This window comes from Alicycliphilus denitrificans K601 (assembly GCF_000204645.1).
GTDB lineage: Bacteria > Pseudomonadota > Gammaproteobacteria > Burkholderiales > Burkholderiaceae_C > Alicycliphilus > Alicycliphilus denitrificans.
Genome location: NC_015422.1, coordinates 3,567,569 through 3,590,277, shown reverse-complemented (window position 1 = coordinate 3,590,277; position 22,709 = coordinate 3,567,569). Strand labels below are relative to the sequence as shown.

Here is a 22,709-nt window from a genome sequence, read left to right as displayed (position 1 = left end):
AGGGTTCACCTTTTGCACACGTCACTGACGTTCTGATCCAGTCTGCGCCGGTATTCGTCCGGCATGGCACGGCCCTGTTTGCGATGGCTCTCTTCCGATCGGTCGCGGCGTGCCTTCGCCTCCTGACAGGCTTCGCCTTTGTCGATCACCTCTTGCTGCATCGGTGCCCAGAATCCCCCAGTGGCCGGTGCGCCGCTGGTAGTTGTTCCGTTGACGGCCACATGCCCTCGTTTTGGACATGGCGTGCTGCTGACATACGAGGTGCCATCGAGCCTCGTACAACGGTACGCCGCATTGCGCGGATCGACAGCTCGGGGCTGGTTCTGCTCACGCGGTTCGACTTGACCTCCACCGGCAACAGGTTGACCGGGACTCGCCGGACCACCTTGCAGAAGCCGTTTGGCCTCTTTCGGCGTCATCCCTGCCGCGTAGGCCGCCGCATTGAATTTTTCCTCGTCGGTCAACGTGGGGGAATCAAGGATGACGGGGCGCGACTCCTGTTGTGCTGCTGCGCACGGCGTGCTTTGGTACGCGGTTTTGCCGGACGCATCCTTGCACTTGAAAACCTGTGCCATGGATGCCGATGGCAACAGGACGATGCAGAGCACCAGTGCCCCAACGACATTGAAGATGTACTTGCTGTTCATTTTTTCCCTCGATGTCGCACCGGCAGGCCCTTGCCCGCGCAGCACATGATTTATTTGTAGCGTTCAACATCCCGAACCTTGGCGCCTTGCCCGTTCAGGAAAAATTCGCAGAATTTCTTGCCTCGAAAGTACAGGACATTGCGCTTGGTGCCATTGGGCTCGTGCAAGATCAGGCTCAGGAACTGAGCCGGTTCACTACCCTTGTCCTCCACGACTTGGTACGTCCAGCCCTGATCGGCCGCGTGTTTCATCGCTTCTGCAGGAGAAAACTGGGAAGGTGCGCACTCCGACATCGGCGCCCCATCCAACGTTCTTTGCGCCGTGCCCCGTGGCGTGTACCAGCCGTCGTTCGGCGTCAAGGAAGATCCGACAGGCACCTCGCGCGCCGCGCGGCTCTGATACACGGCATCCAGCAAGTACGCACCGCCGACGACAACCGCCACGCCAGCGGCCCAGATAGCAATTTTTCTTCCCAAGGAAAACTCAATATGTCTAACCTAGACATATCAGATTCTGGTCGAAGTGTCATGTAAAAACAACCATATCTGTTGTCAAAAAACCCAACAGATATGGTCAAGAAGAAGCATCCGGGCAAGCCGTTGGCGCAGCGCCTCGGCACCCAGATCGCCACACTGCGCAAGACCAAGGAATGGACTCAGGCCGATCTGGCCGAGCGCATTGGTGTCGAGCCAGAAACCATCAGCCGTGTCGAACGCGGCGCGACTACGCCATCCCTACAGACACTCGAAAAAATCAGCCATTGCCTGCGCGTGCGCATCGGCGAGTTGTTGGCCGAGACATCCGCTCAGCCGGACGATCAGGCCACCAAAATTGCAGCGTGGCTTGCCGAGTTGGATGAGCCTCACCGATCCTTCGTAGTCGATCTGGTCAAGCGCACCTGCGACCATCTGCGCAGCGCATAGAAGTCCCTCCGAAACCGCGTCCTGCTACACCCCCCGCCGGTATCAAAAGGCCCGGGGTAGTTTCGGTTTCGGTTTCCTGATACCCAAAAAGGAGTCTCTTCGCAGCTGATGCAAGAGACTCCTTTTTCATTTCCATCATTCCCAGAAGCCGCGCGCTTCGCACGCGTGCCTGTCGGCTCGTGAGTTCATTACGAATTGCCTCGGCAACTTCGTGAGGATCGCAAGGCCACCGCGCCCGACCGATCCACTCGCCCCGCGCCAGCTCATCCGGGTTGGCATGTACTTTCCACTTCGGGAGTTCTCACCATGTTCGCAACCGGCTTCGCCATCTTTCTCGGTCTCGTCTTCATCTTCATCAAACTCGGGCGGCGCACCATGCTGCGCATGCTCGGCCATGACGTGTGGCTGGACATCGGCGTCACGATGCTGACGCTTGCCATCCACTGGGGTAGCTTCTCCGGTGTCATGGCGGCCACCTTTGCCGGTCTGCTGACCAGCGCAGGCACCACCATCGCCAAGCGTTGCTTCGGCTACATCAAGCGCGGCCAGTACACGCCCGGTCTGCTTCGCCTGCATGTGTAACCCCGGCGTAGTTGATTTCCCCTTGTCCTCACCCATCGGAGCCCGCCACGTGCGGGCTTCGTCGTTTCTGGAGCATCACCATGACCGACCTGTACCAATCCATCACCGAGCGCATCATCGGCGCCCTCGAATCTGGCGCCATCCCGTGGCAGTTTCCGTGGAAGCGGGAACCGGGCGGCGCCATGCCCGCCAACCTGAGCACCGGACGCCTGTATCGCGGCATCAACACCCTGTTGCTCAACATGACCGCCATGCACGAAGGCTACCGGCGCAATCGCTGGCTGACCTACCAGCAGGCGCGAATGCTGGGCGCCCACGTGCGCCGGGGCGAAACCGGCACACCCATCGTCTTCTTCAAGATGCTGGAAGTCGATGAGACCGGGCGATCCTGCGCCGCCAACGATGCCCCGGCAGCCAAGGATGTGCCCATGCTGCGCTCGTTCACGGTCTTCAACGCCGATCAGATCGAGGACTTGCCGCCAACGCTGGCGCAGCCTGAACAGGCTCCCGACTGGAGCCCGGTCGAGGAAGCCGAGCGCCTGCTGGCCGCTTCGGGCGCCGTCATTCGCCATGGCGGCGATCAGGCGTTTTACCGACCTTCCGATGACGTGATCCAGTTGCCGCTGCGCGGCGCGTTCCCGCAGGCCACCGGCTACTACGGCGTGGCCCTGCACGAGTTGACGCACTGGACAGGCCATGCCTCCCGCTGCAACCGCCCCATGCAGAGCCGCCAGCACCTCACGGCCTACGCCTTCGAGGAGTTGGTTGCCGAGATGGGGGCGGCATTTCTGTGCGGTCACTGCGGCATTGATGCCGAGCTTCAGCACGCGGGCTACATCGCCCACTGGCTGGAAGCCCTGCGCCATGACAAGCGTTTGGTCTTCACCGCTGCGTCCATGGCGCAGAAGGCAGCGGACTTCGTGCTCGGTAACGAGGTCACGGAGCCCATTCCAGATACTGTCGTGCTAGCTGCTTAAACCCCGACACGCCTCACACCTCATGCTCCGCTCAAGCAGATAGGGTGCCCATAACGGCACCTTGGGGCAGGAAACCGCCAGTGTCTACGTTCTCCTCCGCGAGATTGGGGGCAGGGGCTGCTTCTTGCAGCTCTGGAAGTAGGGCAGAACATGTGAATTGCAAGCGCGTTCTGCAGCTGCTCTGGGCACTCGGGGAACACTAGTTTCCTAGACTACATCCGCCGTGGCTTGCCACGGTGGGCATATCACCCAACCGGGCTTCATGCCGCTTCGAGAAACATTCATGGACCATATTTGGACCACGGGACTTTCGAGCCAAAAGAAAAAGGGGCTAGGCGTGAGCCTAACCCCTTGATTCATTTGGTGCCGGTGAGATGAATCGAACACCCGACCTTCTCATTACGAATGAGCTGCTCTACCGACTGAGCTACACCGGCGAAGCCTTGGATTATATACCGTTATGGTAGCCTGTCACGCGTTCGACCTCGTTTTTCGAACCCAGGATCACGCTCACGCGCTCGTGCAACTGGGTGGGCTGGATGTCGAGGATGCGCTGTTTCCCGTTCGTCGCGGCGCCGCCGGCCTGCTCGACCAGCCAGCCCATGGGGTTGGCCTCGTACATCAGGCGCAGCTTGCCGGGCTTGTTCGGCTCGCGCTTGTCCCAGGGGTACATGAAGATGCCGCCGCGGCTCAGGATGCGGTGCACGTCGGCCACCATGCTGGCGACCCAGCGCATGTTGAAGTCCTTGCCGCGGATGCCTTCCTTGCCGGCGAGGCACTCGTCGATGTAGCGGCGCACGGGCGCGTCCCAGTGGCGCATGTTGCTCATGTTGATGGCGAATTCCCTGGTGTCCTCGGGGATCTGCACGTTCTCACGGATGAGCACGAACGAGCCCTGCTCGCGGTCCAGCGTGAACATGGCCACGCCGTCACCCACGGTGAGCACCAGCGTGGTCTGCGGCCCGTAGATGCAGTAGCCGGCCGCCACCTGGCAGCGGCCGGGCTGCAGGAAGTCCTCGTCGTGCACGCCGGGGTGGCCTTCGGGCTTCTTCAGCACGCTGAAGATGGTGCCTATGCTCACGTTCACGTCGATGTTGCTGGAGCCGTCGAGAGGGTCGAACATCAGCAGGTATTCGCCCTGAGGGTAGCGGTTGGGTACGACGTAGATGCCTTCCATCTCCTCGCTGGCCATGGCCGCGAGGTGGCCGCCCCATTCGTTGGCCTCGATCAGGGTCTCGTTGGCGATGATGTCGAGCTTCTTCTGGACTTCGCCCTGCACGTTCTCGGTGCCGGCGGTGCCCATCACTTCGCCCAGCTCGCCCTTGTTGACGGCCTGGGCGATGCGCTTGCAGGCGCGGGCCACCACTTCCAGCAGCAGGCGCAGCTCGGAGGGGATGTGCCCGTGCACGCGCTGCTGCTCGACGAGGTAGCGGGTGAGGCTGATGCGTTCTGGCATGGATAGATCCTTTCCTTCAATCAATCGGCAAGGGCGCGCGTGACGACTTCGCGCACGTCGTTGGACAGGTCGGGCTTGGCGGCCACGCGGGCGATGGCCTCGCGCGCGGCCGTGCGGTAGGGCTCGGCGAGCCTATTCCAGCGGTCGAGCGCGCGCGCCAGGCGGGCGGCGACCTGCGGGTTCAGGGCGTCGAGTTCGAGCACGCGGTCGGCCCAGAACACGTAGCCCGCCGCGTCCTGGCGGTGGAAGGCGCCGGGGTTGGCGCTGCAGTAGCTGAAGATGACGCTGCGCGCGCGGTTGGGGTTCTTGATGTGGAAGTCGGGGTGCTTCATCAAGGCCTTTACGGCGGGCAGCACGTTGCCGCCGCGGTCGGTGCTGCCGGCCTGCAGGGCGAACCATTTGTCGAGCACCAGCGCGTCGTCCTTGAACATGGCGTGAAAGCGCGCCAGTGCGGGCGCGGCCAGTTCGTGGCCGCTCATGACCAGGGCCGACAGCGCGTTGAAGCGGTCGGTCATGTTGCCCGCATCCTTGAAGCGCTGGTAGGTCTTGCCGGGCCATACCGCGTCGCCGCTCTGGCGCGCGGCAAGGCACAGCATGGAGAGGGCCAGGCCGGCAAGCGCGCGGCGGCCGCTGCTCACGGCATCGGGGCGGTGGGCGCCGCCGGCGTGGTGCTCCTCCCAGGCCCAGGCCCAGTCGGCCTGGAGCGCCACGGCCAGCTGCTGGCGCAGCGCCTCGCGCACGGCGTGGATGCGCTGGGGATCGACCACGCCGAGCTGCTCGGCGATGTAGCTCTCCGACGGCAGCGTGAGCACCAGCTCCTTGAACGCGGCGTCGAGCTGCGGGTGGCGCAGCACGTCGCGCATGGCCTGCGCCAGCGCGGCGGGCAAGATGTTTTGGTGGATCTGGCCCGCAGCGTCCGTGGTGACTGCCTCGTCAGCTATTGCATTGATAGCGATGCGCAGCATCAGGCGCTGGCCGGCCTCCCAGCGGTTGAAGGCGTCGCCGTCGTGCGTCAGCAGGGCGAGCAGTTCGGCGTCGCCATACTCGCAGTCCAGGATCACCGGGGCGCTGAAACCGCGCAGCAGCGAGGGCACGGGCGGGCTGTCCACGTTCACGAAGGCGAGCGTCATGCTCGGCTCGGTCAGCACCACGGTGCGCTCGGTGCCGCCTGCCGCGGCCTCGCCTTCGAGCTGCAGGGGCAGGGCGCGGCCGTCGGTGCCCAGCAGGCCCAGGGCCACGGGGATGACGAAGGGGTGCTTCTCCGGCTGGCCCGGCGTGGCGGCGCAGCTTTGCGACAGCGTGAGCGTGTAGCGGCGCGCGTCGGCGTCGTACTGGCCCACAGCCTTGACGTGCGGCGTGCCGGCCTGGGAGTACCAGCGCTTGAACTGCTCCAGGTGCAGGGCCAGGGGGCTGGCGGGGTTGGCGTCGGCCATGGCCTGCACGAAGTCGTCGCAGGTCACGGCATGGCCGTCGTGGCGCTCGAAGTACAGCTTCATGCCGCGCGCAAAGCCTTCGCGGCCCACCAGGTTGTGCTGCATGCGCACGACCTCGGCGCCCTTCTCGTAGATGGTGACGGTGTAGAAGTTGTTGATCTCGACGTAGCTGTCGGGGCGCACGGGGTGGGCCATGGGGCCCGCGTCCTCGGGGAACTGGGCGGTGCGCAGCACGCGCACGTCCTCGATGCGCTTGACGGCGCGCGCCGAGGGGCTGCCCGCCATGTCCTGGCTGAATTCCTGGTCGCGGAACACCGTCAGGCCCTCTTTCAGCGAGAGCTGGAACCAGTCGCGGCAGGTGACGCGGTTGCCCGTCCAGTTGTGGAAGTACTCGTGGCCCACCACGCTTTCGATGTTGGCGAAGTCCACGTCGGTGGCGGTGGCCTCGCTCGCCAGCACGTACTTGGTGTTGAAGATGTTCAGGCCCTTGTTTTCCATGGCGCCCATGTTGAAGTCGCTGGTGGCGACGATCATGAAGCGCTCCAGGTCGAGCGAGAGGCCGAAGCGCGCCTCGTCCCAGGCGATGGCCGCCATGAGCGAGTTCATGGCGTGCTCGGTCTTGCCCAGGTCGCCCGGGCGCACCCAGACCTGCAGCAGGTGGGGCTTGCCGGCGCGGCTGACGATCTGCTGCTCGCGCGCGACGAGCTTGCCCGCCACCAGGGCGAAAAGGTAGCTGGGCTTCCTGTGCGGATCGGCCCAGCGCGCGAAATGGCGGCCGCCGTCGAGCTCGCCGCTCTCCACCAGGTTGCCGTTGGACAGCAGCACCGGGTACTGGGCCTTGTCGGCGCGCAGCAGCACCTGGTAGCTGGCCATCACGTCGGGGCGGTCGAGGAAGTAGGTGATGCGCCTAAAGCCCTCGGCCTCGCACTGCGTGAAGAAGGTGTCACCGCTCACGTACAGGCCCGACAGCTGGGTGTTCTTGGCGGGGGCGCAGGTGGTGAAGATCTCCAGCTCGAAGGGGTCGTTGCCTTCGGGCAGGTTCTCCAGCACCAGCTTGTCGCCCTCCATCTTGAAAGAGCTGCCGGCGCCGTTGACCATGACGCGCGCCAGGTTCAGCTCCTCGCCATCGAGGCGCAGCGGCTGGGGCGCCACGCCGGGGTTGCGGCGCAGGCGCATCCTGTTCAAGACGCGGGTCTTGGCCGGATCGAGGTCGAACGTCAGCTCGACGCTGTCGATCCAGTACGCAGGCGGCGCATAGTCCAGGCGCTGCGTGGCCTTGGTGTGTCCTTCTTTCATCACGCTTGTCCTTATATGCCCTGCTTGAGCGAGGCTTCGATGAATACGTCCAGGTCGCCGTCCAGCACCTTCTGGGTGGCCGATACCTCCACGTTGGTGCGCAGGTCCTTGATGCGGCTGTTGTCCAGCACGTAGGAGCGGATCTGGTGGCCCCAGCCCACGTCGGTCTTGGTGTCCTCGAGCTTCTGCTGCTCCACCATGCGCTTTTGCATCTCGTGCTCGTAGAGCTTGGAGCGCAGGCGCTGCCAGGCCACGTCGCGGTTGGAGTGCTGGCTGCGCCCGTCCTGGCACTGCACCACGATGCCCGTGGGGATGTGCGTGAGGCGCACGGCCGAGTCGGTCTTGTTGATGTGCTGGCCGCCCGCACCGCTGGCGCGGTAGGTGTCGGTGCGCACGTCGGCGGGGTTGATGTTGATCTCGATCGAGTCGTCCACCTCGGGGTAGACGAACAGGCTGGCGAACGAGGTGTGGCGCCCGCCCGAGCTGTCGAACGGGCTCTTGCGCACCAGGCGGTGCACGCCGGTCTCTGTGCGCAGCAGGCCGTAGGCGTATTCGCCCTCGATGTGGATGGTGGCGCTCTTGATGCCGGCCACGTCGCCGGGCGTCTCTTCATCGACCGTGGCCTTGAAGCCCTTGCGCTCGGCGTACTTGAGGTACTGGCGCAGCAGCATGCCGGCCCAGTCGCAGGCCTCGGTGCCGCCCGCGCCGGCCTGGATGTCGATGTAGCAGTTCAGCGGGTCGGCCTCCTTGCTGAACATGCGGCGGAATTCGAGCTCCTCGATCAGCGGCAGCAGCTTGGCGGCCTCGCCCTCGATCGCGAGCAGGCCGGCCTCGTCGCCTTCCTCGCGGCTCATCTCGTAGAGCTCGGCGTTGTCGGCCAGCTCGGCGGTCAGCTTCTGCAGCGTGAGCACCACGCCGTCGAGCAGCTTCTTTTCCTTGCCGAGTTCCTGGGCCTTCTTGGGGTCGTTCCAGACGTTCGGGTCTTCCAGCGATGCGTTTACCGTGCGCAGGCGCTCGTACTTGGCATCGTAGTCAAAGATACCTCCGTAGCTCTTGCGTGCGGTTGGCCAGGTCTTCGAGGGTGGCGCCGATCTGATTGATGTGTTCTGCTTCCATGGTGCGGGTCGTCCTGTTTCTTACGGAATAACCCGCGATTTTCTCATGGTGCGCACATCGGGGCGCGGTTACAGCAGCTGCGCGCGCAGCTCGGCCGCGCTCCTGGGCGACAGCAGGCCCGGCGCCACGTCGAACACGGTCTTGCAGCCCCATTGGCCCGCCTGCTGCATGCGGTGCACGGCGCGCGCGTAGGCCACGAGCACGCTGGAGGTGAACTCGGGGTTGCTGTCCAGCTGCAGGCGGTATTCGATAACCTGCTTGTTCTCCTGCGAGGTGTTGCCGCTGCGGATCACGAAGCCGCCGTGCGGCATGGCACCGTGCTCGCGCGCCAGCTCCTCGGCGCCGATGAAGTGCACCGTGGTGTCGTACTCGTCGAAGTAGTGCGGCATGGTGACGATGGTCTTGCGCACGGCGCTGGCGTCGGCGCCCGCCTCCAGCACCACGAAGCATTCGCGCCGGTGCTTCTCGCGCGTGGTGAGCGCCGGGCGCAGGCCGCTGCGCACCTGGGCCACGGCCTCGTCTACGGGGATGGTGTACTGCACGCCGCCGGCCACGCCGGGAACGCGGCGCACGGCATCGGAATGCCCCTGGCTCAGGCCCTTGCCCCAGAAGGTGTAGGTGGCGCCGTCGGGCAGCAGGGCCTCGCCCATCACGCGGTTGATGGAGAACATGCCCGGGTCCCAGCCCGCCGAGATCAGCGCCGTGGTCCTGCCGGCCTGCGCGGCGGCATCCACGGCGGCGAAATGCTCGGGGATGCGCGCATGGGTGTCGAAGCTGTCCACCAGGCTGAAGTGCGCGGCCAGCTCGGGGCTCTGGCGCGGCAGGTCGTCCTTGGAGCCGCCGCACAGGACCAGCACGTCGATGCCGCCCTTGTGGCCGGGCAGGCTGTCCATGGCGTGCACCGGCACGCCCGCGCCCATGGGCTCGATCTGCGCCGGATCGCGGCGCGTGTAGATGCCGGCGACCGCCATGTCGGAGTTCCTGGCGACCGCCGCCTCCACGCCGCGCCCCAGGTTGCCGTAGCCCACGATGCCGATGCGGATGGCGGTGCGGGCGTTGTTGTCGAGACCCATGTGTTGCTTGCCTTTCTGATTCAAAACTTATAGCTTCTGACGCTTGCTACACAAGCGTTCAGGCATGATTTGGCTGATGAGGCGGTGGTGCGCCGGGGCGCGGGCCGGGCGGCGGGCAATTGTCAGCCAGCGGGCGTGGCCGCGGCCACGAAGTCCTCGATCAGCCGCGCCACCTGCGCGGGCTGGTCGTGGTGCAGCATGTGGCCGGCGTCGTGCACCACGGCCGTGCAGTGGTCGCGCACATGGGCCAGGCGCTGGAGGTATTCCTGCAGGGTGTAGCGCTCCCCCCAGCGGCCCAGGCTGCCGCTGCTGGCATGCACCGACAGCACGGGGGCGGTGATGGCTTCGTACAGGGCCAGGGCCTCGTCCACGCGGTAGATCTGCGGGTTCACGATCTTGTGCGCGGCGTCGCCCATGATGTGCCAGCGCCCGTGCGCATCCTCGTGCGCCCAGTGGCGGGCCAGCCAGGCGGCCTTGCCGGCGTCCAGGCGCGGGTTGGTCTTCATCAGGCGCTGGGCCACGCCGTCGGCGCTGTCGTAGTCCTTGAGCGCCATCTCGCCGCGCTCGAACTGCCGTAGCTCGTCCATCCACTGCGCGTAGCGGCCGGGCGCCTGCGCGGGCTGCGTGGCCGGCAGGCCGAAGCCCTCCAGGTTCACCAGGCGGCGGATGCGCGCGGGCCGCGCGCCCGCATACATCATGGCCACGTTGCCGCCCATGCTGTGGCCCGCCAGGTCCACTGGCGTGCCGCCCGCGTAGTGGTCCAGCAACTGGTCCAGGTCGGCCAGGTAGTCCGCGAACGGGTAGCCGTCGCAGGGCCCGGGCAGGCGCGAGCGGCCGAAGCCGCGCCAGTCGGGGGCGATGATCAGGCGCCCCGCCGCGAAGGCCGCGCCGAAGGCATCGACCACGAACTGGTAGGAGGCGCCCACGTCCATCCAGCCGTGCAGCAGCACCAGGGGCGGCTGGCCGGGCAGGGCATCGCCCCACAGGCGCACGTGGTAGCGCAGCGTGCGGATGGGGACGGACTCGGTACGGGCATGGCGCAGGGCTTGGTACATGGGCCGATTATTTCCTCTTCCGCAGCATGCCACGGGCGCCAGCGCAAACCATGATTGGCAGCCGCGCCGCGAGGGCTTTACAGTGCCAGTCATACCAATGACACGCAGAGGAGACAGCAATGCAGCGCAGCATTCTCGCCATGGCCCTGGCCGCCGCAGGCCTGTGGGGCGCGGCCCAGACCGCGGCGGCCGGCACCGTCACGGTGATCACGTCCTTTCCGAAAGAGCTGACCACCGCCTACCAGAAGGCCTTCGAGGCCGCCAACCCCGGCATCAAGGTCGAGATACTGAACAAGAACACCACGGCCTCGGTGGCTTACATACGCGAGCTGCCCGAGGGCCAGCGCCCCGACGTGATGTGGGCCAGCGCGCCCGATGCGTTCGAGGTGCTGGCCAGCTACAAGCTGCTGCAGGGCGCGCCCGAGGTCGTCAACCGGAGCGCGCCGGAGAAGATCGGCAACTACCCGCTCAACGACCCCAAGGGCATGTACTACGGCCAGGCGCTGGCCGGCTATGGCATCGAGTGGAACACGCGCTACCTGAAGGCGCACAAGCTGCCCGTGCCCAAGGAGTGGAGCGATTTAGTGCGGCCCGAGTACTTCGGCCACATCGCGATCTCGTCGCCCTCGCGCTCGGGCACGACGCAGCTCACGGTGGAGACCATCCTGCAGGGCGAGGGCTGGGACAAGGGCTGGACGCAGCTGCTGCAGATCATGGGCAACGCCGCCGCCGTGACCGACCGCAGCTTCGCCGTGCCCGACGGCGTGAACAACGGCCAGTACGGCATAGGCATCGTGATCGACTTCCTGGCGCTGGCTGGCAAGTACTCGGGCTATCCGGTGGACTTCACCTACCCGAGCATGACGGCCGTGGTGCCGGCCAACATCGCCCTGATCGCCGGCGCCAAGAACGCCGACGAGGCCAAGAAGTTCATGGCCTACACCATGTCGGTGCCTGGCCAGCAGCTGCTGTTCGACCCCAAGATCGGGCGCCTGCCCATACTGCCCTATTCGATGCTCAAGCCCCCGGCCGGCTACCCCGTGCCGCAGGACATCGCCAAGCGCGCCAAGGTGCAGTTCAACACCGAGCTGTCGGGCCAGCGCTACCCCGTGGTGATCAGTCTGTTCGACCAGATGGTGACCTTCCGCCTCAAGGAACTGCAGGCCGCCACCAAGGCCATCCATGAGGCCGCGGCCGCCCTCAAGGCCCGGCCCAACGCGCGCGGCGGCGAGCTGCTGGCGCAGGCGCGCAGCCTGGCCTACACATCCCTCGTGGGCGCGGACAACGTGAAGAACCCCGAGTTCCTGGAGCTGTTCCGCAAGAGCCGGCGCGACGTGGCCGTGTCCAAGCAGCTTACGGGCATGGAGCAGATGTGGTCCGAGAAGGCGCGCGCCAACTACGAACGCGCGCGCCAGCTGGCCGAAGAGGCGCGTGGCCTGGCCAAGTAGACCCGCACGCCCTGACCACCATGCGCCCGCCCCGCATGGCGGCGGGCGCGACCGGGAGCCTGTATGCCCGCAACCACCCTTCAGACCGGCGCCCGCGCGCGATCGCCCCGCACCCTGGCCAGCCCCGGGCCCTTGATCGCCTTCGGCCTGATCCTGGCCTTCCTGCTGTGCTTCCTGGTGCTGCCCGTGGGCACGGTGATCTACACCGCCTTCGTCACCGAGACCGGCGCGCCCACCCTCGGCCACTTCGGCAACTTCTTCGGCCAGCTGGTCTTTCGCGAGTCTTTCTTCAACAGCCTGTGGGTGGCGCTGGCCAGCACGTTCTTCGCCAGCGTGATCGCCGTGCCGCTCGCGTACCTGACGGTGCGCTTCGAGTTCCGCGGCGCGCTTCTGATCCAGACCCTGGGCGTGCTGCCGCTCATCATGCCGCCCTTCGTGGGCGCGGTGGCGCTGCAGCTCATCTTCGGGCGCAGCGGCTCGGTGAACCTGTTGCTCGACGACTGGCTGGGCTTCACCGTGCCCGTCATGGACGGCCTCGTGGGCGTGACCTTCGTCGAGAGCATCCACTACTTCCCGTTCATCCTGCTCAACCTCGTCGCGGCCATGCGCAACATCGACGGGGCCATGGAGGAATCGGCCCTGAACCTGGGCGCGCGGGGCCTGCGGCTGTTTCGCCGCGTGATCTTTCCGCTGGCCATGCCGGGCTATCTGGCGGGCGCCGCGCTGGTGTTCGTGAAGGTGTTCGACGATCTGGGCACGCCGCTGGTCATGGGGGTGAGCAACATGCTCGCGCCCCAGGCCTATCTGCGCATCACCTCGGTGGGCGTGGACGACCCGCTGGGCTACGTGATCAGCGTGATCATGATCGGCTTCTCCATCCTGGCGCTGTGGCTCGCCGCGCGCGTGATGAAGGGGCGCGACTACGCCACGCTGCAAAAGGGCGGCAACGCGCTGCAAAAGCGCCGCCTGGGCCGGTGGGAATCGCTGCTGGCCTACGGCTGGATCCTGCTCGTGCTGGCCGTGGTGCTGGCGCCGCACGCGGGCATCCTGCTGATGTCGTTCGCCAAGGTGTGGAGCTTCTCGGTGCTGCCCGACGCCTACACGCTGGAGCACTACGCCACCGTGTTCAGCGACGCGGGCGGCATGATCGGCAACACGCTGCTGTACTGCCTGCTGGCCGCGGGGCTGGACGTGGTGATAGGCACGGCCATCGCCTACCTGATCCTGCGCACGCGGCTGCCCGCGCGCCAGTGGCTGGACTGGCTGGCATCGGCTGCGCTGGCCATTCCCGGCCTGGTGCTGGCCATCGGCTACCTGCGCCTATTCAAGGGCGTCCAGCTTCCGGGCAGCGACCGGCTGGTGGTGCAGACCTGGGTGCTGATCATGCTGGCCTACGCCGTGCGGCGCCTGCCGTACGCGCTGCGCTCGTGCATGGCAGCGCTGCAGCAGGTGCACGTGTCGCTCGAAGAGGCGGCGCAGAGCCTGGGCGCCTCGCGCCTGTCCACCATGCGGCGCGTGATGGTGCCGCTGATGGCCGGCGGCATCCTGGCGGGCTTCGTCACCAGCTTCATCACCGCGGCCGTGGAGCTGTCGGCCACGCTGGTGCTGGTGTCCACCGAAAGCCAGGCGCCCATGAGCCTGGGCATCTACCTGTACATGCAAAGCATCGCCGGGCGCGGGCCGGGCGCGGCCCTGGGCGTGCTGGCCGTGGCCGTCGTCGGCCTGGGCACGTATTTCTCGCACCGCTTCGTGGAGCGCTCGCGCGCCGCGGTGCAACCATCATCCAGGGCATAGCGCATGAACCAAGCCTCCCTCGAATGCCGCCACATCAGCCTGAGCTACGGCACCACGCCCGTGCTGCGTGACATCGACCTGAGGATCGAGCCGGGCGAGTTCTTCGCGCTGCTCGGCCCCTCGGGCTCGGGCAAGTCCACGCTGCTGCGCCTGATCGCGGGCTTCAACCAGCACCAGAGCGGCGAGCTGCTCGTGGACGGCCAGGACATCAGCGGCGTGCCGCCGCACCTGCGCAACATCGGCATGGTGTTCCAGAACTACGCGCTGTGGCCGCACATGACGGTGTGGGACAACGTGGCCTTCGGCCTGGTGGAGCGGCGCGAAAGCCGCGACGCCATGCGCCGCAAGGTGGGCGCGGTGCTCGACCTCGTCGGGCTGGCCCAGTACGCCAGGCGCCGCCCCGCGCAGCTGTCGGGCGGCCAGCAGCAGCGTGTGGCGCTGGCGCGCACCATCGTCATCGAGCCCAGACTGCTGCTGCTCGACGAGCCGCTGTCCAACCTGGACAAGCAGCTGCGCGTGCAGATGCGCGAGGAGCTCAAGAACCTGCAGCGCAAGCTGGGCCTGACCACCGTCTTCGTCACCCACGACCAGGAAGAGGCCATGACCACGGCGGACCGCATGGCGGTGCTCGACAAAGGCATCCTGCAGCAGGTGGGTACGGCCGCGGGGCTGTACGACTATCCGCACAACCGTTTCGTGGCCGGCTTCGTGGGCACGGCCAATCTGCTGGAGGGCGAGGTCACGGCGGTCTCGGCCGATACGCTGACATTCCACGCCCGCGGCCTCGGGCCGCTCGCGCTGGCGCGGCCCGCAGAGCCGCCGGCCATCGGCCCGGCGGCGCTGGCCTTCCGGCCGCACCAGGTCAGCATGCGCCCGCGCGGCGAGCCGGGCGACGGCGCGCGCGTGTGGCTCGACGGCCTGGTGGAGAGCGCCGAGTTCCTGGGCGAGTTCTCGCGCTACCGCGTGCGCGTGGGCGAGGTGGCGCTGACCAGCGACCAGCCGCACTACGCGGGCAGGGGCATGTTCGCGCCCGGCGCGCAGGTGCGCCTGGGGCTCGACCCCGCGCAGCTGCGCTATCTCGACCGCTGAGCGGGCTCCTGCACGGATGGGTGCGAATCCGTACACTGCGGCGCTGGTTTTTCGAAGAAGAGAAAGCGCATGAACACCCTTCCACTCGGCCGCAGCGACCTGCGCGTCACCCCCATCTGCCTGGGCACCATGACCTTTGGCGAGCAGGTGAATGAGCCGGACGCCCACGCCATCCTCGACCGCGCCGTGGAGCGCGGCGTGAACTTCATCGACACCGCCGAGATGTACGCCGTGCCCGCGCGCGAGGCCACCTGCGGCGCCACCGAATCCATCATCGGCCGCTGGCTTGGAAAACGCCCCGGCATGCGCGGGCGCATCGTGCTGGCCACCAAGGTCGCCGGCCCCTCGCGCGGCATGCCGTGGATCCGCGAGGGCAAGGGGATGACGGCGGCCGACATCGTGGCCTCGTGCGAAGGCAGCCTGCGGCGCCTGCAGACCGACGTCATCGACCTGTACCAGATCCACTGGCCCGAGCGGCACGTGCCCGCGTTCGGCAACCTGTACTACGACCCGGCCAAGGAGGTGAGCGCCACGCCGATCCAGGAGCAGCTGGAGGCGCTCGCGGGCCTGGTGCGGGCGGGCAAGGTGCGCCATGTGGGCCTGTCGAACGAGACGCCCTACGGCGTGCACGAGTTCGTGCGCCTGGCCGAGCAGCACGGCCTGCCGCGCGTGGCGTCGGTGCAGAACCCGTACTGCCTGCTCAACCGCAGCTGGGAGAACGCGATGGACGAGAGCTGCCACCGCCTGGGCGTGTCGCTGCTCGCCTATTCGCCGCTGGGCTTCGGGCTGCTCACGGGCAAGTTCGACCGGCACGCGCCCACCGACCCCGGCGCGCCGCAGGATGCGCGCATCGCGCGCTACGAATCGGTGCGCAAGCAGCGCTGGGGCCGCCCCGAGGCGCTGGCCGGGGCGCGGCGCTACAACCAGCTCGCGCGCGAGCACGGCCTCACGCCCACGCAGCTGGCGCTGGCGTTCTGCTACCGGTCCTGGCGCGTGGCCAGCACCATCATCGGCGTGACGACGCTGGCGCAGCTCGACGAAAACCTCGACGCCTGGGGCACTCAGCTCTCGCCCGAGCTGCTGGCGGCGATCGACGCAATGCGCTGGGAGCTGCGCGACCCAGCGCAGTGATTCGAAGATAAAAAAGGCTCTAGCGCCCGCCCATAAGGCGCAGGCAGCTATTATTTTTGATATATGGCGAAGAAAGACAAGACCGTCCACGTGAGCGAGACACCCGCCACGCAGATGCTGCGCGCGCACGGCGTGGAATTCACCGAGCACCCCTACGACTACGTGGAGCACGGCGGCAGCGCGGAGTCGGCGCGCCAGCTGGGGCTGGATGAGCACATGGTGGTGAAGACCCTGGTGATGCAGGACCAGGATGCCAGGCCGCTCATCGTGCTCATGCACGGCGACCGCAAGGTATCGACCAAGAACCTCGCGCGCCAGATCGGCGCCAAGAGCGTGGAGCCGTGCAGGCCCGAGGTGGCCAACCGCCACAGCGGCTACCTCGTGGGCGGCACCTCGCCGTTCGGCACGCGGCGCGAGATGCCGGTGTTCATCGAGGAAAGCATCCTGCAGTTGCCGCGCATCGCCATCAACGGCGGGCGGCGCGGCTTCCTGGTGCAGCTCGACCCGCAGGTGTGCGTGCAGCTGCTGGGCGCGCGGCCCGTGCGGTGCGCGCTGGCAGAATAGCCGTCCCTCCCATCCCGCACTTCGATCCGCCGTGAGCTCCGTCCTGCTGTCCCTCGCCGCCACCGTGGCCGCCTACCTGCTCGGTTCCCTGTCGTTCGCCGTCATCGTGAGCCGCGTCATGGGGCTCTCGGACCCGCGCACCTACGGCAGCAAGAACCCCGGCGCCACCAACGTGCTGCGTTCCGGGTCGAAGGCGGCCGCGGCCGTCACGCTGCTGTTCGACGCGGCCAAGGGCTGGCTGCCCGTGGCGCTGGTGCGCTGGTTCGGCGCGCCCTACGGGCTGGAGGAGGGCACGATGGCCCTGGTGGGCCTGGCGGCCTTCCTGGGTCACCTGTGGCCGGTGTTCTTCCGCTTCCAGGGCGGCAAGGGTGTGGCGACGGCGCTGGGCGTGCTGCTGGGCATCAGCGGCTGGCTGGGCCTGGCCACGCTGCTGACCTGGGCCATCATCGCGTTCTTCTTCCGCTATTCCTCGCTGGCATCGCTGGTGGCGGCGGTGTTCGCGCCGTTCTTCTACGTGCTGGGCGGCGGCGTGGCCTGGTACATGGATGCGCGCGTGGGCGTGGCCATCGCCGTCATGGCGGGCCTGCTGGCCTGGCGCCACAAGGCCAACATCCAGCGCTTGATCCAGGGCAAGGAGTCGCGCCTGGGCTCCAAGAAGACCTGAAGTCAGCCCGTGATGGTGTTGGTGCGGTGCGCCGCGTACAGGCCCAGGCGCACCATCACGCGGTGGGGTAGCTGCACGGTGACGGCCGAGCGCGCCAGCGCCGACTGTATGCGCGGCTGCCCGCGCACCGTGTGGTAGAGCGTGGGCGAGGAGTGCGGCTCGCCCCTGGCGTCCACCACGCTGGCCACGAGCGGGAAGTTGGCGCGCTCGCTGCGGCGCAGCACGATGGCCGTTTCGGCGTTGTCCAGGCGCACGAAGGTGCCCGGCGGGCACAGGCCCACGGTGCGCACCAGGGTCAGGCCGACCTCGTCGCGCAGCTCGCGGTCATGGCCCACGATGGCGCGCACCGAATCGGTGGCGCTGCGGCCCGTGCGCGATTTGCGCGGGCTGATCATGGCGGCGTAGCGGTCTATGGTGCTCAGGATGCGGGCGAGCCGCTCGGGAGCATGCAGATCCGCGAGCTGTGAGGCCTCGGGCTGGGGTGCGTGGTGCCGGGCCACCACCTCCAGCCACAGGTCGTCGGTGATGCGCAGCGCCTCCAGCAGTTCCACGCCGGCCTGCGGGTGGCGGGCCACGGCCTGCTGCTGCTCGGGGGTGAGCTCCTCGCGCTGCAGGGCCAGCGTGTCCTGCAGGGCCGTCATGCCGATGTTCATGGTGAAGGCCGCGCGCACCAGGCTGTTGCGCTCGTGCGCGGGCAGCCTGAACTCAGGCGCCAGGATGTGGCACAGCGTGGCGCACACCAGCGCGTGCGATGCGCTGTAGCCCACCGTGGATGTGGCGGCGAGCTGGAGCATCAGGTACAGCGCCGCGTCGATGTCGTGCGCCACCAGGTCCTGCAGCCAGAGGTCGCACTGGCGCAGCTTGGAGGGGAAGTTCTGCACGCTGCGCGGCCGCGCCAGCAGCACGGACAGAGCGGATTCGAGGTCGGACCACTGGCCCAGCAGGTCCTCGTACTCGCTGTCCGCTGCTTCGGGGGGGCTGGCTTGCGCTGAAGGGGCCATGGGAGGTGGAGCGGATTTCGCGGCCCGTGTCAGCGGCGCTTGTGCAGCACCATCTCGTCGCCGTTGCGGCTCATCTGGAACTCGCGCAGGAAGCTGTTGCCCAGCAGCACGTAGGGCATGGGCTGGGGGGTGACGATGGCGTCCACGCCGCGCAGCTCCACGTCGCCCACGCGTACCGAGTCGAGCCGCAGGCGCCAGCCCTGGGCCACGCCGTTGGCGGTGTTCATCATCACGCTCTGGCCCTCTTCCTCGAACTTCAGGCCCATGCGCTGTGCGTCCGGGCGGCCTATGGCTACCGTGGAGGCGCCCGTGTCTACCATGTACTGCATCACGCGGCCGTTGATCATGCCGCTGCTCACGAAATGCCCGCGCGCATCGGCCTTGAGCACGACGCGCTGGCCTGCGCCGCTGCCGCCCACGCTCACCGGCGCCTCGCCCAGCCGCACGGTGCGCAGGCCGCCGGCGCTGTCCACCACGGCCTCGTCGCGGCCCACGGAGACCACGCGCACGCCCCTGTGGGATTCGCCCGGCGCCACGCCGCGCGGCGCGCTGCCGTCCACCACCAGCAGGGCCTTGCCGCCCAGGATGCCGGCCAGCGCCACGTTCTGCGCATGCGCGGGCATGGAGGCGGCCAGCGCCAGCACGGCGCTCAGGCAGGGTAGCAGGGCGCGCTTCATTCGCGCCCGCTCAGTCGCGGAAGTTGTCGAAGGACAGCGGCAGGTCGGCCATGTCCTTGCGGATCAGCGCCATGGCGGCCTGCAGGTCGTCGCGCTTGGCGCCGGTGACGCGCACCTTCTCCTCCTGGATGGCGGCCTGCAGCTTGAGCTTGCTGTCCTTGACGAGCCGCTGGATCTTCTTGGCCTGCTCGCTGTCGATGCCGCTCCTGACCTTCACCACCTGCTTGAGCTTGTCGCCGCCGATCTTCTGGGGCTTGCCCGCGTCCAGGAAGCGCACGTCCACGCCGCGCTTGGTGAGCTTGCCCCGCAGGATGTCCTCGACCTGCTGCAGCTGGAACTCGGCGTCGCCGAACAGCGTGATCTCCTTGTCCTTGAGCTCGATGGCGGCGGACGTGCCCTTGAAGTCGAAGCGCGTGCCGATCTCCTTGGCGGTGTTCTCCACGGCGTTCCTCACTTCGACGAAGTTGGCTTCACAAACGGTATCAAAAGACGGCATGGCGGCACTTTCAGCAATTCGGTACAACCCGCACCGCCGGGGGGGGGTGCGACAATCCAGGCGATGTTAGTCGAGAAAAACGTCCCCCTGCAGAGTTGCAACACCTTCGGCATCGCGGCGCGCGCGCATACGCTGGTGCGCGTGCGCACGCCGCAGGATGTGTACGACCTGCTGGCCGACCATCGCCTCGCGCGCCAGCCGATGTTCGTGCTCGGCGGGGGCAGCAACATCGTGCTCACGGGGGATGTCAAGCCCGTGGTGCTGAAGATGGAGATCATGGGCCTGCGCCTGCTCGAAGAGACCGCCCAGGCCTGGGTCGTCGAGGCCGGCGCCGGCGAGAACTGGCACGACACCGTGGACTGGACGCTGTCCCAGGGCTGGCCGGGGCTGGAGAACCTGGCGCTGATCCCCGGCACCGTGGGCGCGGCGCCGGTGCAGAACATAGGCGCCTACGGCGTGGAGCTGCAGGACCGCTTCCACTCGCTCGTCGCCATCGACCTGGCCACGGGCCGGCCCTTCACGCTCGACGCCGCGCAATGCGCCTTCGGCTACCGCGACTCGGTGTTCAAGCACAGCGCGCCGCTGGCGGAGCACGAGGGCGGAGGCCTGCCCGGCCACTGGGGCCGGGGCATGGGGCTGGCGGGCCGGGCGGTGATCACCCATGTGCGCTTCCTGCTGCCCAAGGCGTGGAGGCCCGAGCTGGGCTACCTGGACCTGGAGCGCCGCCGCGCCGAGGCCGGCGTGGCCCGGCCCACGGCCCGGCAGATCTTCGACTGGGTGTGCGAGATCCGCCGCGCCAAGCTGCCCGACCCGGCCGTGATCGGCAATGCCGGCAGCTTTTTCAAGAACCCCACGGTGACGCCCGAGCAGTGCCAGGACATCATCGCGCGCGATCCCAAGATCGTGCATTACCCCATGGCCGACGGCAGCATCAAGCTGGCCGCGGGTTGGCTCATCGACGCTTGCGGCTGGAAGGGCAAGACCGTGGGCAAGGCCGGCGTGTACGACAGGCAGGCCCTGGTGCTGGTCAACCGCGGCACGCGCGAGGACAGCGTGACCGGCGGCGAGGTCATGACGCTCGCCAAGGCCATACAGACCAGCGTGTACGAGCGCTTCGGCATCCGGCTGGAGCCCGAGCCGGTGGTGGTGTGACCGGGAATTGCTAGTGTTTTAATAGCTTCTAACGCTTGATGGGGAATCGTTTGATGCCGAAAAGCGAAAAAACCGCCCGGGGGCGGTTTTTTCGTGGACGGGCGGCGTCAATGGGCCGCGCCGTGGTGCATCCAGGTGCTGTAGTCCTTGTCGGTGGCCAGCACCCACAGGGCCAGGGCCAGCACCACGATGCCCGAGGCGACGGCCACGCGCATGACGTCCATCTGGCCGCTGAAGCCCAGCACCCAGGGGGAGGCGATCATCCACACGCCCAGCGCCGCCTGCGTCCACTCCTCCCAGGCGCGCGGCACGAACACCGCGCCCAGCGACACGGCGATCAGCGCAAGCCCGGCGACCACGCTGCTGGCGGTGGGCACCATCTGGCTCTCGAACCCCATCACCCAGGGTGACAGGGCCAGCCAGACGCCCAGCAGCGCGTTGAGCGGGTCCTGCCAATGCTTCATGCTCTTCATGTTCCTCATGGCTGTAACCTCCTGCCGCAATACCGACCAAGCCGCGGCAGCCTGTTAGACAGGCCGGGGGGCCGGCAGGTTCCGTGGCCGCGCGGCCCGTCCGCCTATAATCGCGCCCCGGCAATTTCGCCAGCATGGGTTCCCTCGCCCCCATTCGCCAAAAAGGATCGTCATGACGCTCGTCCAGGCGCCGCATTCGCGCGTGCCCTTCTACCTCTCCCTCCTGGTGGCGTTCCACATCGCCATCGTCATCGCCAGCAACTACCTCGTGCAGCTGCCCATCACGCTGCTGGGCTTTCACAGCACCTGGGGCGCGTTCAGCTTCCCGTTCATCTTCCTGGCCACCGACCTCACGGTGCGGCTCATCGGCAAGGCGTCCGCGCGGCGCGTGATCCTGCGTGCCATGCTGCCGGCGCTGCTGGCCTCGTACGTGGTGGGCGTGCTGTTCCACGAGGGGCGCTTCAACGGCGCAGGCGCCCTGGGCGACTTCAACACCTTCGTGTTCCGCATCGCCTTCGCCAGCTTCGCGGCCTACGTGCTGGGGCAGCTGCTCGACATCCAGGTGTTCGACCGCATCCGCCAGAAGAGCAGCGCCTGGTGGCTGGCGCCCGCGGCGGCCTCGGTGTTCGGGCAGGCGCTGGACACGGCGGCGTTTTTCGCCATCGCCTTCTGGCGCAGCTCCAACGCCTTCATGGCCGCACACTGGGTGGAGATCGCCTGGGTGGACTACGCCATCAAGCTGGGCGTGAGCCTGCTGCTGTTCGTGCCCGCCTACGGCGTGCTGCTCGCGGCCGTCGTGCGCTGGCTGCGCCAGGATCCGCTGCCGCTGGCAGCCGCGCGATGAGCGCACCCGACCGGCGCCGCGCGCTGGTGCTGCTGTCGGGCGGGCAGGACTCCGCCACCTGCCTGGCCTGGGCGCTGGCACGCTACGCCCACGTGGAGACGATCGGCTTCGACTATGGCCAGCGCCACCGCGCCGAGCTTGACTGTCGCCAGCGGCTGCGCGCGGGCCTGCAGGCCATGCCGTGGTCGGGCCGGCTGGGGCCGGACCACCTGCTGACCGTGGACGTGCTGGCCCAGCTGGGCGGCAGCGCCATGACCGAGGAGGTGGCCATCGCCATGCAACAGGACGGCCTGCCCAACACCTTCGTGCCGGGGCGCAACCTGCTGTTCTTCACGCTGGCCGCCGCGCTGGCCTACCGGCGCGGGCTGCAGGTGCTGGTGGGCGGCATGTCCGAGACCGACTACTCCGGCTACCCCGACTGCCGCGACAACACCCTGAAGGCCCTGCAGGTGGCGCTGAGCCTGGGGCTGGACCGGCCGCTGACGCTGGAGACGCCGCTCATGTGGATAGACAAGGCCGGCACCTGGGCGCTGGCGCACCAACTGGGCGGCGACGCCCTGGCCGAGCTAATCAGGCGCGATTCCCACACCTGCTACCTCGGCCAGCGCGACCGGCTGCACGACTGGGGCTACGGCTGCGGCAGATGCCCGGCCTGCGAGCTGCGCGCCCAGGGCTGGGCGCAGTGGGCAGAAAAAAACCGCCCTGCTTGCGAATAGGGCGGTTATCTTTTTGATAGCTGCCAGCGCTTGATGGATAAGTGCTGGAGCCTGATTTTCTTCAAAAACTACAAATCAAGCCCCTCGCGCCATGCCATCGGG

General features: G+C 67.5%; 23 protein-coding genes and 1 tRNA gene. 12 read left to right on the top strand and 12 right to left on the bottom strand.

Annotated features, from left to right (window positions below):
- Positions 1–5: 5 nt before the first annotated feature.
- Together ALIDE2_RS25065 and ALIDE2_RS25060 are read right to left on the bottom strand one after the other, a co-directional pair.
- Entirely contained in the window at positions 6–647 is a 642-nt protein-coding gene (locus tag ALIDE2_RS25065; RefSeq protein ID WP_148262980.1) for a DUF4124 domain-containing protein, read from the bottom strand.
- A gap of 50 nt (positions 648–697) precedes the next feature.
- A complete protein-coding gene (locus ALIDE2_RS25060) occupies positions 698–1,123 on the bottom strand; it encodes a hypothetical protein (protein WP_148262979.1) in 426 nt (141 codons plus the stop codon).
- Between the two features lie 93 nt (positions 1,124–1,216).
- Between ALIDE2_RS25060 and ALIDE2_RS17080 the strand changes: the two genes are divergently transcribed.
- From ALIDE2_RS17080 to ALIDE2_RS17070, 3 genes are all read left to right on the top strand, one after another.
- Positions 1,217–1,570 carry a helix-turn-helix domain-containing protein gene (locus ALIDE2_RS17080; RefSeq protein WP_013722732.1) on the top strand — a complete coding sequence of 118 codons (354 nt, stop codon included), beginning with the start codon at positions 1,217–1,219 and terminating at the stop codon, positions 1,568–1,570.
- A 306-nt stretch (positions 1,571–1,876) separates the two neighbouring features.
- Entirely contained in the window at positions 1,877–2,152 is a 276-nt protein-coding gene (locus ALIDE2_RS17075; RefSeq protein WP_013722731.1) for a hypothetical protein, read from the top strand.
- A gap of 80 nt (positions 2,153–2,232) precedes the next feature.
- Positions 2,233–3,129, top strand: a complete 897-nt coding sequence (locus ALIDE2_RS17070) for an ArdC family protein (RefSeq protein WP_081471096.1) — start codon at positions 2,233–2,235, stop codon at positions 3,127–3,129.
- 361 nt (positions 3,130–3,490) lie between these two features.
- Here ALIDE2_RS17070 and ALIDE2_RS17065 read toward each other — a convergent pair.
- From ALIDE2_RS17065 to ALIDE2_RS17040, 6 genes are all read right to left on the bottom strand, one after another.
- A tRNA-Thr gene (locus ALIDE2_RS17065) sits at positions 3,491–3,566 on the bottom strand.
- Between the two features lie 11 nt (positions 3,567–3,577).
- Complete coding sequence (locus ALIDE2_RS17060) at positions 3,578–4,585, bottom strand: class 1 fructose-bisphosphatase (protein WP_013518356.1); 1,008 nt, start codon at positions 4,583–4,585, stop codon at positions 3,578–3,580.
- 20 nt (positions 4,586–4,605) lie between these two features.
- Complete coding sequence (gene pepN, locus ALIDE2_RS17055) at positions 4,606–7,314, bottom strand: aminopeptidase N (RefSeq protein WP_013722729.1); 2,709 nt, start codon at positions 7,312–7,314, stop codon at positions 4,606–4,608.
- A gap of 11 nt (positions 7,315–7,325) precedes the next feature.
- A protein-coding gene (gene prfB / locus ALIDE2_RS17050) for a peptide chain release factor 2 (protein WP_013518358.1) occupies positions 7,326–8,430 on the bottom strand; the annotation gives its coding sequence in 2 pieces (ribosomal slippage) (positions 7,326–8,348 and positions 8,350–8,430; 1,104 coding nt in all).
- A gap of 68 nt (positions 8,431–8,498) precedes the next feature.
- On the bottom strand, positions 8,499–9,503 hold the full coding sequence (locus ALIDE2_RS17045; protein ID WP_013722728.1) for a diaminopimelate dehydrogenase: 1,005 nt from the start codon (positions 9,501–9,503) through the stop codon (positions 8,499–8,501).
- 122 nt (positions 9,504–9,625) lie between these two features.
- Complete coding sequence (locus ALIDE2_RS17040; protein ID WP_013722727.1) at positions 9,626–10,558, bottom strand: alpha/beta fold hydrolase; 933 nt, start codon at positions 10,556–10,558, stop codon at positions 9,626–9,628.
- A gap of 119 nt (positions 10,559–10,677) precedes the next feature.
- Between ALIDE2_RS17040 and ALIDE2_RS17035 the strand changes: the two genes are divergently transcribed.
- The 6 genes from ALIDE2_RS17035 to plsY all read left to right on the top strand — a co-directional run bounded on the left by ALIDE2_RS17035 (position 10,678) and on the right by plsY (position 17,248).
- The gene (locus ALIDE2_RS17035; protein WP_013518361.1) at positions 10,678–12,006 is read left to right on the top strand and encodes an ABC transporter substrate-binding protein; all 1,329 of its coding nucleotides are present in this window, start codon (positions 10,678–10,680) and stop codon (positions 12,004–12,006) included.
- Between the two features lie 63 nt (positions 12,007–12,069).
- Positions 12,070–13,800, top strand: coding sequence for an ABC transporter permease (locus ALIDE2_RS17030; protein WP_013722726.1), 1,731 nt, complete (start codon positions 12,070–12,072; stop codon positions 13,798–13,800).
- 3 nt (positions 13,801–13,803) lie between these two features.
- Positions 13,804–14,889: an ABC transporter ATP-binding protein gene (locus ALIDE2_RS17025; protein WP_013518363.1), complete on the top strand. Its 1,086-nt coding sequence runs from the start codon at positions 13,804–13,806 to the stop codon at positions 14,887–14,889.
- Positions 14,890–14,958: 69 nt separating this feature from the next.
- Complete coding sequence (locus ALIDE2_RS17020) at positions 14,959–16,020, top strand: aldo/keto reductase (RefSeq protein ID WP_013722725.1); 1,062 nt, start codon at positions 14,959–14,961, stop codon at positions 16,018–16,020.
- A gap of 63 nt (positions 16,021–16,083) precedes the next feature.
- Positions 16,084–16,584, top strand: coding sequence for a Cys-tRNA(Pro) deacylase (gene ybaK, locus ALIDE2_RS17015; protein ID WP_013518365.1), 501 nt, complete (start codon positions 16,084–16,086; stop codon positions 16,582–16,584).
- A gap of 31 nt (positions 16,585–16,615) precedes the next feature.
- The gene (gene plsY, locus ALIDE2_RS17010; RefSeq protein WP_013518366.1) at positions 16,616–17,248 is read left to right on the top strand and encodes a glycerol-3-phosphate 1-O-acyltransferase PlsY; all 633 of its coding nucleotides are present in this window, start codon (positions 16,616–16,618) and stop codon (positions 17,246–17,248) included.
- 2 nt (positions 17,249–17,250) lie between these two features.
- Here the strand turns inward: plsY and ALIDE2_RS17005 are convergent, their stop codons facing one another.
- Genes ALIDE2_RS17005 through ALIDE2_RS16995 form a run of 3 tightly spaced genes read right to left on the bottom strand, consistent with a single transcriptional unit; the run spans position 17,251 to position 19,422 of the window.
- The gene (locus tag ALIDE2_RS17005; RefSeq protein ID WP_013518367.1) at positions 17,251–18,249 is read right to left on the bottom strand and encodes an HD-GYP domain-containing protein; all 999 of its coding nucleotides are present in this window, start codon (positions 18,247–18,249) and stop codon (positions 17,251–17,253) included.
- A 29-nt stretch (positions 18,250–18,278) separates the two neighbouring features.
- Positions 18,279–18,926 carry a retropepsin-like aspartic protease family protein gene (locus ALIDE2_RS17000; RefSeq protein ID WP_013518368.1) on the bottom strand — a complete coding sequence of 216 codons (648 nt, stop codon included), beginning with the start codon at positions 18,924–18,926 and terminating at the stop codon, positions 18,279–18,281.
- A gap of 10 nt (positions 18,927–18,936) precedes the next feature.
- The gene (locus tag ALIDE2_RS16995) at positions 18,937–19,422 is read right to left on the bottom strand and encodes a YajQ family cyclic di-GMP-binding protein (RefSeq protein WP_013518369.1); all 486 of its coding nucleotides are present in this window, start codon (positions 19,420–19,422) and stop codon (positions 18,937–18,939) included.
- Positions 19,423–19,485: 63 nt separating this feature from the next.
- Between ALIDE2_RS16995 and murB the strand changes: the two genes are divergently transcribed.
- Positions 19,486–20,574 carry a UDP-N-acetylmuramate dehydrogenase gene (gene murB / locus ALIDE2_RS16990; protein ID WP_013518370.1) on the top strand — a complete coding sequence of 363 codons (1,089 nt, stop codon included), beginning with the start codon at positions 19,486–19,488 and terminating at the stop codon, positions 20,572–20,574.
- Between the two features lie 107 nt (positions 20,575–20,681).
- Here the strand turns inward: murB and ALIDE2_RS16985 are convergent, their stop codons facing one another.
- Positions 20,682–21,047, bottom strand: coding sequence for an SPW repeat protein (locus tag ALIDE2_RS16985; RefSeq protein WP_041701599.1), 366 nt, complete (start codon positions 21,045–21,047; stop codon positions 20,682–20,684).
- 172 nt (positions 21,048–21,219) lie between these two features.
- Between ALIDE2_RS16985 and ALIDE2_RS16980 the strand changes: the two genes are divergently transcribed.
- Both ALIDE2_RS16980 and queC read left to right on the top strand, forming a co-directional pair.
- Positions 21,220–21,891 (top strand): 7-cyano-7-deazaguanine/7-aminomethyl-7-deazaguanine transporter, encoded by a 672-nt coding sequence (locus ALIDE2_RS16980; protein ID WP_013518372.1) that lies wholly within the window; start codon positions 21,220–21,222, stop codon positions 21,889–21,891.
- Complete coding sequence (queC, locus tag ALIDE2_RS16975) at positions 21,888–22,607, top strand: 7-cyano-7-deazaguanine synthase QueC (RefSeq protein WP_013722724.1); 720 nt, start codon at positions 21,888–21,890, stop codon at positions 22,605–22,607. The genes ALIDE2_RS16980 and queC overlap by 4 nt, the downstream gene beginning before the upstream one ends.
- Positions 22,608–22,709 lie beyond the last annotated feature (102 nt).